Annotated in this window: 9 protein-coding genes; 8 read left to right on the plus strand and 1 reads right to left on the minus strand. The window is 37.0% G+C overall.

The window, feature by feature from the left end; all coding sequences use genetic code 11:
• Positions 1-11 precede the first annotated feature (11 nt).
• From V7112_RS12205 to V7112_RS12235, 7 genes are all read left to right on the plus strand, one after another.
• Positions 12-1,559 (plus strand): rhomboid family intramembrane serine protease, encoded by a 1,548-nt coding sequence (locus V7112_RS12205; RefSeq protein WP_335419766.1) that lies wholly within the window; start codon positions 12-14, stop codon positions 1,557-1,559.
• A 123-nt stretch (positions 1,560-1,682) separates the two neighbouring features.
• The gene (locus V7112_RS12210) at positions 1,683-3,152 is read left to right on the plus strand and encodes a spore germination protein (protein ID WP_335419769.1); all 1,470 of its coding nucleotides are present in this window, start codon (positions 1,683-1,685) and stop codon (positions 3,150-3,152) included.
• Positions 3,153-3,280: 128 nt separating this feature from the next.
• Positions 3,281-3,502, plus strand: coding sequence for a YqgQ family protein (locus V7112_RS12215; RefSeq protein WP_335419773.1), 222 nt, complete (start codon positions 3,281-3,283; stop codon positions 3,500-3,502).
• A 15-nt stretch (positions 3,503-3,517) separates the two neighbouring features.
• Positions 3,518-4,480, plus strand: a complete 963-nt coding sequence (locus V7112_RS12220; RefSeq protein ID WP_335419777.1) for an ROK family glucokinase — start codon at positions 3,518-3,520, stop codon at positions 4,478-4,480.
• Between the two features lie 481 nt (positions 4,481-4,961).
• The gene (locus tag V7112_RS12225) at positions 4,962-6,860 is read left to right on the plus strand and encodes an LTA synthase family protein (RefSeq protein WP_335419780.1); all 1,899 of its coding nucleotides are present in this window, start codon (positions 4,962-4,964) and stop codon (positions 6,858-6,860) included.
• Positions 6,861-6,964: 104 nt separating this feature from the next.
• Entirely contained in the window at positions 6,965-8,158 is a 1,194-nt protein-coding gene (locus V7112_RS12230) for a M14 family metallopeptidase (protein ID WP_335419783.1), read from the plus strand.
• Positions 8,159-8,611: 453 nt separating this feature from the next.
• On the plus strand, positions 8,612-9,586 hold the full coding sequence (locus tag V7112_RS12235) for a hypothetical protein (RefSeq protein WP_335419785.1): 975 nt from the start codon (positions 8,612-8,614) through the stop codon (positions 9,584-9,586).
• 52 nt (positions 9,587-9,638) lie between these two features.
• Here the strand turns inward: V7112_RS12235 and V7112_RS12240 are convergent, their stop codons facing one another.
• Positions 9,639-9,812, minus strand: coding sequence for a DUF2759 domain-containing protein (locus V7112_RS12240; RefSeq protein WP_335419789.1), 174 nt, complete (start codon positions 9,810-9,812; stop codon positions 9,639-9,641).
• Between the two features lie 308 nt (positions 9,813-10,120).
• Between V7112_RS12240 and V7112_RS12245 the strand changes: the two genes are divergently transcribed.
• Positions 10,121-10,765, plus strand: a complete 645-nt coding sequence (locus V7112_RS12245; RefSeq protein WP_335419792.1) for an MBL fold metallo-hydrolase — start codon at positions 10,121-10,123, stop codon at positions 10,763-10,765.
• The last annotated feature ends 98 nt before the right edge of the window (positions 10,766-10,863 follow it).

Raw genomic sequence — 10,863 nt, forward strand, 5'->3', positions numbered from 1 at the left:
GGGGGGATTTGGTGTTCAAGCAGGATTATGTCTATTGGAAAATGATTGAGAGGCTTCAGTTGGAAGGTGGTTACCGAATTCTCCAGTTATCAAAATCAAACAATGAAATCTGGTTAGAGGGGACACAAAAAAACAAACCAAGAATTATTCGCATTCTACGCCATGATCTTGATTGGAGCAATTGGATGCAGCGGGATATGGAAATCACAGCAGGAAGATTGGAGCAGTTAAGAAAACGACTATTTGCCCGCAAACTGGAAGCTCTAAATATTTATATCACGACATACCCACCTGTTGATGATTGGAAATATCGATTGGATAGCCCACTTGTTGCAGGTACTAAAGGTCTTACTACGCTACATACTGTTTTAATTGATTCTGACCAAAAGGATACAGGATTACAGGAAGTATCAAAGTTTGTTCATACTGAATTTGATTTGGATGACTCCATCTATATAGACGTTGAGACGATTGAAACCATCAAACATGAAGTTATTACAGTTGCGAATAAGCGGATTTCAAGTGAAAAGGAAATTTTCCAAAATGGAAAACCGTTTTTTACATATATCTTAATTGCCATTCAGTTAATTATGTTTGCAGTCTTAGAATTGCATGGAGGTAGCACAAATACGGAAACTTTATTGAAATATGGGGCAAAGGAAAACTTCCGGATCTTAAATGGTGAATGGTGGCGCTTTTTCACGCCAATGATTTTACATATTGGATTCATTCATCTTCTTATGAATACCTTCGCGTTATATTATTTAGGGGCAGAAGTCGAACGGTTATACGGAAAACTGAGGTTTTTATTGATTTATGTTTTTGCTGGATTTGTAGGAAGTCTAGCTAGTTTTGTGTTTAATGCAAATATTTCTGCTGGGGCTTCCGGTGCTATTTTTGGATGCTTTGGTGCACTTTTGTTTTTTGGAACAGCTTATCCCTCTTTATTTTTTAGAACGATGGGACCAAATGTGATTGGAATTATTATTATCAACTTAGTCTTAGGATTTATGATTCCTGGAATCGATAACTCGGGTCATATTGGTGGTTTAGTTGGTGGCTTTTTAGCAGCAAGCATTGTACATTTACCTAAGCGAAAAGAATTTGCGAAGCGATTAGGCGGACTTGTGGTAACAATAGCTACTGTTGGTGCACTTTTTTATGTCGGTTATGTGGTTCAGCCACATTCTGAAAATCCTCAATTTGTCGTGCAAACTGCACAGGAATTTATTCAATCCAATGAGTTTCAAAAAGCGTATGACATGCTTAAAACCGCCGAGGAAAAAGGTGCAGACGCACCAGAGGTATATTTTTATTTATCTTATACAGAGATAAAACTTGGTAAATTTGAAGAGGCAAGAGATCATTTAAAAATTGTCACGATTAAAGCACCAGACATCTCAGAGGCACATTATAATCTTGCTTTAGTCTATGTCCAGCTGCAGGAATTCGTAAACGCAAAAAAAGCAGCAGATCAAGCGATTAAACTAGACCCGGAAAATGAAAATTATAAAGAATTGATAAAAGAAATTAACGCAATGGAAAATAGCTCTTTGTAAAAAGTGTCTTGCTAAAAGGCGCTTTTCTTTATTTTCTCTGAAAAAGTATTTTTTTCCAGTTTTACGTCAAAGATGGATTAGTAGCCTTACAAGTTGCTTTTGGACGTGATTGGAGTGATTCAGATGGGAAATGAAAAAGAAAAGCCAAAACATCCGGTCTCAACAAATATAGAGGAAAATAAAAGTTATTTAAAAGAAGCCCTTGGGGTTGATAAAAGCTTTGATGTCATACAAGTTGACGTAGAATACGCTGGCAAGGACATGTCTATGTTTTTAATTGATGGTCTTGTCAAAGATGACATGCTGCATCTACTACAAAAATTTCTCGCCAAACAGGATGAAAATACATTAAAAATAGATGGCTTAGAAAAACTTCTTAAGACCTATATCCCTTATGTCGAGGTTGAAAGTGTAGATGACCTTGATAAGGTTGTAGATACGGTACTTGCAGGTCCTACTGCTCTTGTCATTGATGGGCTTGAGAAAGTGATCTTAATTGATGCTAGAACATATCCAGTAAGAGGACCTGAAGAGCCGGATACTGAAAGGGTTGTAAGAGGTTCAAGGGACGGCTATGTCGAAACAATCGTCTTTAACACGGCCTTAACAAGAAGAAGAATTCGGGATAAATCTCTCCGAATGGAATATATGCAGGTGGGACGACGTTCAAAAACGGATATTGTTATTAGTTATATTGAAGATATTGCTGATCCCAATCATGTTAAGGAAGTTAAGGATGCGATTTCAAAGATTGATACCGATGGCTTACCAATGGGTGAAAAGACGATTGAGGAATATATTTCGGGACGTCATTATAATCCATACCCAGTAGTTAGATATACGGAAAGACCCGATACTGCGGCTGCTCATTTATTCGAAGGCCATATTATCATCATGGTCGATGGTTCCCCAAGTGTCCTCATCACTCCAACAACATTTTGGCATCATATGCAGCATGCAGAGGAATATCGGAATAGTCCAGTTACCGGACTGTACCTTCGCTTAGTACGCTATATTGGTGTGTGGGCATCACTCTTTTTATTACCTCTCTGGTATTTGTTTGCTGTTCATCCAGAACTGTTGCCAGAAAGTCTTAAATATATTGGCCCGAATGATGATGGCAGATTACCATTGATTTTGCAGTTCTTTTTAATTGAAATAGGAATTGATTTATTAAGAATGGCAGCTATTCATACGCCGACCTCTCTTGCTACAGCATTGGGACTTGTCGCTGCCATGTTAATCGGGCAGGTAGCTGTTGAAGTTGGCTTATTCACAAATGAGGTTATTTTGTATTTAGCAATTGCCGCAATTGGGACCTTCTCTACACCGAGCTACGAAATGAGTCTTGCAAACCGCCTGGCTCGATTATTTCTGTTATTAACAACGAGTATTTTTGGAGTAATCGGTTTTGTCGGCGGGGTAACACTCTGGATCCTTTACCTAGCACGAATGAAATCCTTTAATGTACCGTATCTATGGCCGTTTATTCCGTTTTCCTTCAAAGGATTAAAGGATGTCTTATTCCGTGCACCCATTCCGTTAAAAAGAAATAGACCAAAAATATTGCATCCACAAGATCCTGATAAATAATGTATTTTGGAAGTGTTCAATGTTGAGCACTTCTTTTACATTTTTAAGGACTTTCATTCGAAAGACTTGCGTGTTTGTATATTTTTGAATAAGCTAGATTTATAATGCGGAATGCAGAAGGTGAAAATGTGAAAACAATTTATGATATACAACAATTTCTTAAAAAATTTGGTACCATTATTTACGTTGGTGACCGAGTAGCTGATCTTGAATTAATGGAAGCTGAGGTTCAAGAGCTTTACAATTCACAGCTTATTGAAACAAAGGACTTTCAATCGGCCATTTTTCTTCTCCGTCAAGAAATCGTATGGGAAACTGAAAAAAGAGCCAAAAAAAATAAACAAAAATAAAGGAATGGAATACATATGGAAAATTTATTGATAGGTATTGACCTAGGTGGAACAACGGTTAAGCTAGCTTTTATAACTCATGAGGGTGAAATTGTCACCAAATGGGAAATTCCAACCGATAAATCAGGAGATAAAATTATTCCCGACATTGCTGAAGCAATAAAAACAAAAATGCAGGAATTACAGCTTACAAAAGAACAATTCGCTGGTGTGGGGATGGGGGCACCAGGTCCCGTTCGTTTCGAGGATGGGGTTGTCTATAAAGCAACTAACCTAGGCTGGAAGGAAATGTACCCATTAAAAGCAGAGCTTGAGGCTAGTATTGGTTTACCTGCATTCGTAGATAATGATGCGAACGTAGCAGCTATCGGTGAAATGTGGAAGGGTGCAGGTAAAGGAGCTGAGAATCTGCTCTGTGTAACATTAGGAACCGGAGTTGGTGGAGGTATTATCTCCAATGGTGAGGTTGTTCGCGGAGCAAATGGGGCAGGTGGAGAGATTGGTCATATCACCTCCATACCAGAAGGTGGTGCACTTTGTGGTTGTGGGAAGACCGGATGTATCGAAACGATTGCATCTGCAACGGGGATTGCACGTTTGGCAAAAGAAACAATTCAAGCCAATAACGAACCAAGCCTTATTCGTAACCAATTTGAAAAAACGGGGGAAATCACCTCTAAGGATGTTTTTGAAGCAGCAGATAAAGGAGATCAGCTTGCTCAAGCCGTCATCGACCATGTCACTTATCACCTTGGCTTAGCGTTAAGCCACGTTGCGAATGGACTCAATCCTGAAAAAATCGTTGTCGGTGGTGGTGTCTCAAAGGCTGGAGAACAATTGCTACTGCCAGTAAAAAAACACTTCAAACGCTTTGCATTTTCGAGGGTTGCTGAGTCTGCAGAAATCTCAATTGCCACGTTAGGCAACGATGCAGGTGTGATTGGTGCCGCATATTTGGCGAAAACAAAGCTTCATTAATCATACAAAAGTACTAGAAAAAAGAGATTTCTCAGTGAAATCTCTTTTTTTACATTCTTGTTAGAAAATTTAAAAGATTGTTACTTTTATTTACTATGAAACTTTCTAGTCAACTATTCGTCTTATATGTATATACATAATGTACATCTATATCATTCTATAAAATTAGGTTGTTTTGATGATTGATTTTTGGTAAAAAACATATTAAGATTATGAATAGGTTTTTTAAAACTACCTAAAAATGGAATTAACTATATTCAGCTGTCTGCTGAATACAGTTAAAGCCTCCGGCGGATGCCGCAGATTTTCAAAGGTAACTTTACGAGGCATAAGATCAAAGACTAAGAATGCCACTTCCTGTGGCAACGTCTTTGTGACCCACCTGGTGGGCCTAAAAAATCTGGGCGCAAATACGCCAAGGCGCATTTGATTAACAATGTATTTAGGTGCTCCGCGGTCTTGAAAACAGGGAGGTATTTTGATGATTAGGTCATCAACATTATCCAAGTCGAAGTTCATCTTTTTAGCTGCTTTTATGCTTTGGATAAAAACATATATCGTATATAAAACTAGCTTTGAAATTAAAATAGAAAACTTGATGCAAGAGTTTATTTTACTCATTAATCCATTAAGTTTTTTATTGCTGTTCTTTGGCATTTCCTTTTTTATTAAGGAGAAACACCGAAATAAATTTATTATATTTGCTAGTTTTATTTCCTCGTTTGTTTTATTTGCCAATGTTGTATTTTACAGATTCTTCAATGACTTTTTAACACTTCCGGTTCTCTTCCAAACAAGTAATATGGGGGATTTAGGAACGAGTGTCACAGGGAATTTAAACCTTACAGACCCACTGATGTTTATTGACGTGGTGATCCTGATTTTGATAAACAAATATAAACCGAGCTTTTCTGTTGCTGAAGAAATTACGAAGAAGGAAAGAAGATCCTATTTTATCTTAGTTGCTGCCGTGTTCTTTTTTAATCTTGGATTAGCGGAAGCACAGAGACCACAATTATTAACAAGAACATTTGACCGTGAAATGTTAGTGAAGAACATTGGGACATACAACTATCAAATTTATGATATTGTCCTTCAATCGAAGTCTTCCGCACAACGGGCTTTAGCAGATAGCAGCTCCTTTATCGATATAGAGAACTACCTAAAAGCAAATCAAAAGGACCCAAGCGATAAATTTGGGATTGCTCAAGGTAAAAATGTTGTTGTTATTTCAATGGAATCTCTTCAAAACTTTGTTATTAATGAAACCATTGATGGAGAAGAAATTACTCCATTTTTAAATGACTTAATCAATGAAAGTTATTACTTTGACAGTTTTTATCATCAAACCGGTCAAGGTAAAACATCAGATTCCGAGTTTTTATTAGAAAATTCATTGTATCCACTTGGACGTGGTGCTGTTTTCTTTACACATGCTACCAATGAATTTACAGCAACACCTGAATTTATTAAGGACTATGGATACTTTTCGTCTGTCTTTCATGCGAATAATAAAACGTTCTGGAACCGAGAGATTATGTATGATTCTTTAGGGTATGACAAATTCTTTGATGTTGAAAGCTATGATGTAACAGAAGAAAACTCAATTGGTTGGGGCTTAAAGGATAAAGAATTCTTCGAACAATCTATAGATTTATTAAAATCTCAGCCACAGCCGTTTTATTCGAAATTTATTACATTAACAAATCATTTCCCATTTGAACTTGAAGAAAAGGATCGAATAGTAAATGAATTTGATTCAAATTCAAAAACATTGAACCGTTACTTCCCAACTGTTCGCTATATGGATGAGTCCATTAAACTCTTTTTCGAGAGACTAAAAGAAGAGGGGATGTACGAAAATACAATCTTTGTCCTATACGGGGACCATTATGGAATATCGGAAAACCATAATAAAGCAATGGCACAGTTTTTAGAAAAAGAAGAGATTACACCTTTTGATTCAATCCAACTACAAAAGGTACCATTAATTATTCACATACCTGGTGTGACAGATAAGAATCCAGAAACAATTTCTAATGTAGCTGGACAAATTGATTTAAAACCGACGATTTTAAGCCTTCTAGGAATGGATATACAAAACGATGTCCATTTCGGAAGTGATTTATTTTCAAGTGAAAAATTCCCGTTTGTTGTTTTAAGAGATGGCAGCTTCATCACAGAAAACTATGTGTATACAAAAAATGCCTGCTATGACAAAGCAACGGGCGAGGAAACGGATATCAGCTTCTGCGAGCCATTCATGGAAAAAGCGGGATTTGAATTAGACTACTCCGATGAAATTGTGTACGGTGATCTTCTTCGCTTTTATAATGGTACGTCCTATCGTGAACCAGTACCAGAAAAATTTGCAGAATAACAAATGGAAGCCTTGGCCTTATGATGGTCAAGGCTTTTCCTATGGCATGAAGGACATACCTTTATTCATAAACTAAAAGAAGCAAGGAACAAGGAGGTTTTTTGGTGAAGGTAAAAGTCCGCCCAGGTGACTCGCTCTGGTATTATAGCCAATTGTTTGCAATCCCTACTCATTTACTTATTGACTCCAATTTAGATTTAAACAGTAATAATATCCAGGTAGGAGCAAACGTAAATATACCAGGTTTTATTTTAAATCCACATACCATTGCTTCTGGTGATACAATATGGAAGTTGGCGAAATCCCGGACCCTTTTAGCCGATGCATTATTTTTAGTCAATCCGGGTATTGATGCACAAAATCTACAAGTTGGTCAAACCATTCAACTGCCAGAGAGGATTGTGAAGCCGGTCGTTAATGGAAATCAAAACTATGATTATGAAGATATGATAAAGGATATTCTTGAATTACAATCGATTTATCCATTTCTTCAAACACGTTCGATTGGAAAAAGTGTATTGGGAAAGGAACTACTTGAGTTACGGTTGGGGAGAGGTACAAAAAGAGTTCATTGGAACGGATCTTTTCATGCGAACGAATGGATAACAACGAACGTAATCATGACCTTTTTAAATGAATATTTGCTTGCATTAACCAATATGGCACCAATACGTGGCTTTTATGTTGAGCCATTCTATTTAGAAACATACCTTTCAATTGTTCCAATGGTTAATCCGGATGGAGTCGATTTAGTCCTTAATGGTCCACCAGAACAGGAACCATATAACCAGGAGGTTATCAAAATAAATAATGGAAATCTTGATTTTAAAGACTGGAAAGCGAATATTCGAGGTGTTGACTTAAATAATCAATTTCCGGCGAACTGGGAAATCGAAAAGAAGAGGAAAGAACCTAAGGCACCTGCACCACGAGACTATCCTGGAGATGCTCCGTTAACTGAGCCTGAGGTTATTGCTATTGAAAAATTAACAAGGTCCTCTAATTTTTCCCGTGTATTAGCCTTCCATACACAAGGTAAGGTTATTTATTGGGGGTATGAAGGGCTTGAGCCGCCTGAAGCGAAAAACCTGGTTAATGAATTTTCAAGAGTCACGGGGTATGAGGCTGTTCGCTTTGTTGATAGCCATGCAGGCTACAAAGATTGGTTTATTCAAGAGTGGAGACGCCCTGGGTTTACGTTCGAATTAGGTGAAGGAGTTAATCCATTGCCACTGTCTCAATTTGAAGAAATTTATCAGGAAACGTTAGGAGCCTTTCTGGCATCTTTATATATGTAAAAACATTCAATGAAAAAGCCGAAATTTCTTCGGTTTTTTTTCTTGCTTTGAAACTTTTTACCATGCATAATCGTATTATCTGTTAAGGGAAACAATAGTAAGTAAATGACTCACTGTTGTATGATTGGGCAGTGAATTTTTAACTTTTTAGCAGAAGTGTCTACTTCTGCTAAAAAAGTTAAAGCCTCCGGCGGATGCCACGATTTTTCAATGGAAATTTTTCGAGTTGAATCGAAAAAAATCGGGCGCAAATACACCGAGGTGCATTTGATTTAGAATAAAGAGGTGAATATCGAGTTGGTGAGAAAATGGATATACTTTTTCATGTTTCTTTTTCTACTGGCTGGCTGTAACTCTCATCAACCGTTTGATATAAGTAATGCGCCAAAAAGTAGTAATAAGAATGTTTCGAAGGGCCCTGTGCCAACTAAATTCTTGGGGGAAAGCCAGCAGTTGCAGCCACTAGATCTTCAAGGGGAAGAGTTTAATATTGTGGGCGATTGGTATGATGATGAAAGTATCCTTTATGTGATTGATGATAACGGAATTTCAAAAGTTTACAGGTACCATTTGTTTACTGGTGAAAAGGAGTTGTTCCTGAAGATTTCAGCTCCGGTGCTAACAATGAAGGCGAATGAAGACCATTCTATGTTTTTGATACATACATCAGATTCCCAAAATCAGGCCAAGCTAACAGCTGTTGACAAGACAGGTACAGTACAATATGAGTGGGAAGTGAATTCCTTTGATTTGTTTTATAGCTGGAATCCGTATCATACAAATCAGGTGTTCGTGACTTCATTTTTAGAGGATTGGTCATTTCAAACCCATTTGCTTGATATCCAAAAGCAAGAAGCAACGAAATATGAGGTATTCCAGCCGTTTATTCAATGGATTAATTCAAACACAATTTCTTATTTAAAATGGGATCAAAATGAACTTGATTTCTTTGCACCGCTTTATTCGTATCATTTAAATACGAAAACAGAGGGACTTTTATTTGAGAACATCATTTCATTTGTGACTTATCAGGATTTACTTGTTACGTATGAATTAATTCAGGAGGAGGATTCATTTGCGAAAATTGGCTTTTACAATCCTGAAAAAAACAAACAGCTGCATGAATATAAAATGCCGCTTTTGAGTGACTATTCAAAGTGGTACATTCCATCGGCAGACTATGTTGTGGGTCAAAAGAAATTTTATTCGTTTAAACCATATTCAACAGGTCCATTTGATACGTATGGAGAAAAATTCAAGCTTGTTTCCTATGATATGAGCACAGGAAAAGAAGAAGTTCTCCTTGAAAAGCTGGACGATCAACCACTTAATTTCTCTCCAAATGGGTTCTTAAGTTTATACGGGTTTCAATTTGAAAAGTTGATTGATTTGAAAACAAAAACGGTAAAAGAACTTGTACATTTTTAACTAAAATACAAATGCCATCGGACATCCGATGGCATTTTAAACTTGTATAGGATTAGTGAGCTGTTGGGAAACCATGCTTCCAGATTGTCATGATAGTGAACCAGCCTAATACTAAAAAGATTCCTGTTGAGAATAATAAGGCTAAAATGTTTTTATCACGTAATGAACGAATAATACCAAATGCCGCTAAAATTACGATTAAAGAAAAGATAATCATTAGACCCATGTGACTTACCCCCTTGCTATAATCAATGTTCGTGTAAAAATGCGCCTTTTCTTCTAAATCATCAGTACTATTTTCCCCATAGTATGAAAATTTACAACATCACCATAAGGTAAAAAGTTGATTAAAAGGCTGAAAACCCTTTATGTAAAGAAATAGATAGATTCAATCTATATTCTAATCGTTTTCTCCAGATTTGTCGAGGAGGAAAAAGTGACACTTTCAAGACAAATTAACTAATGCAACGCTTTTTCGTTTTCGTCTGTTAGTGTAAAATAGATTGTAGATTAAAAAGCAACGGAGGGAAAACGATGAAATGGCAAAGGGTACCGTTAGGACCATTACAAACAAATGCATACATACTTGCAAATTCGAATAAGGAATGTATCATCCTTGATCCAGGTGGGGATGGGCAAAGATTAAATAACATTTTAAGGCAGCAAGGATTAACTCCAATTGCTATTCTTTTAACACATGCTCATTTTGATCATATTGGTGCCATAGATGATGTTCTTTCTCATTGGAATGTTCCTGTATATATCCAAGAGAAAGAGAAAAATTGGCTTAAGGATCCTGCTTTAAATGGTTCCGCATATTTTATTCCTGGACAAGAAATCCTATCGAAAGTAGAGCCAACCATTCTACCCAAAGAAGGGGAATTTTCTGTTGGTGACTTTTCATTTGAGTTATTCTATACACCAGGACACTCACCAGGAAGTGTTTCATACTATTTCAAAGAGCTTGGGATTGTTTTTTCAGGGGATGCTTTATTCCAAGGAAGCATTGGTAGAACGGACCTTTCAGGTGGAAGCCATGAGCAATTACTAGGAAGCATTCATCAAAAGTTACTCACATTGCCAGAGGAAACAATCGTCCTATCAGGACATGGCTCTGAAACAACCATCGAAGCCGAAATGGATTTAAATCCTTTTTTAAATGGATTCAAATCCATTTAAAAAGCCTCCGGCGGATGCCACAGATTTTCAAAGGAATCTTTTCGAGCATAAGATCAAAGACTAAGAACGCCACGTCCTGTGGCAACGTCTTTGTGACC

It is taken from the genome of Bacillus sp. JJ1566, assembly GCF_036962685.1.
GTDB lineage: Bacteria > Bacillota > Bacilli > Bacillales > Bacillaceae_L > Ferdinandcohnia.

Bases quoted from the DNA above. Each gene is read 5' to 3' on its own strand.
- V7112_RS12225 (WP_335419780.1), top strand. From the start codon at position 4,962: ATGATTAGGTCATCAACATTATCCAAGTCGAAGTTCATCTTTTTAGCT.
- V7112_RS12220 (WP_335419777.1), top strand. From the start codon at position 3,518: ATGGAAAATTTATTGATAGGTATTGACCTAGGTGGAACAACGGTTAAG.
- V7112_RS12245 (WP_335419792.1), top strand. From the start codon at position 10,121: ATGAAATGGCAAAGGGTACCGTTAGGACCATTACAAACAAATGCATAC.
- V7112_RS12240 (WP_335419789.1), bottom strand. From the start codon at position 9,812: ATGGGTCTAATGATTATCTTTTCTTTAATCGTAATTTTAGCGGCATTT.
- V7112_RS12210 (WP_335419769.1), top strand. From the start codon at position 1,683: ATGGGAAATGAAAAAGAAAAGCCAAAACATCCGGTCTCAACAAATATA.